Source organism: Citrobacter sp. Cpo032 (assembly GCF_030332975.1).
Taxonomy (GTDB): Bacteria; Pseudomonadota; Gammaproteobacteria; order Enterobacterales; family Enterobacteriaceae; genus Citrobacter; species Citrobacter portucalensis.
This window is the reverse complement of record NZ_JAOWGU010000011.1, coordinates 1-498: the sequence shown is the minus strand read 5'-3', so window position 1 is coordinate 498 and position 498 is coordinate 1. Positions and strand designations below refer to the sequence as shown.

Genomic DNA, 498 nt, shown 5'->3' with positions numbered 1-498 from the left:
TATCTCTGCACCCACAAAGTAGTGCGATAGTTAACACAATGACGTTAATTCTATTAAAATAATTCAACGCTTTCCTCCGTTACAGCTGCGAATCGACAGCAATTTTTCATAGCTGGGATAAATATGCGGGATCTTTTCACTACTGCCATCAGGATAAATTGCCGTAAGTTTGCCTGGAGCATCTGGAGGTGTCAAAGTAACAACTTTATCGAAATGAATGACTGGCTCAATAAGAATGGTTTGAGTATTCCTAAGCCGAAAACGCCTTCGCCATTTTTCGGGGCCGGTATTTCCACCAAATAATTTCAAACTCGTTGTGTTATCAATATGGTTTGCCACCATAGGGAAAAAATCAGTTTTTAAATCAAGATCACCACTGACCTCTTTTGCCCTCCCTGTCCCATAGCCGTCACTGAGACCATAATCTCCAAAATCAAAGATATAACTGGTCTCAATGACTTCTTTTCCTTTCACCAGTGGAATATTATCCGCAATCCT

Annotated in this window: 1 pseudogene; it reads right to left on the bottom strand. The window is 40.4% G+C overall.

The features are described 5' to 3' along the window. Positions 1 to 63 precede the first annotated feature (63 nt). A pseudogene (locus tag OGY33_RS00060) lies at positions 64 to 498 on the bottom strand (hypothetical protein); the annotation flags it as partial.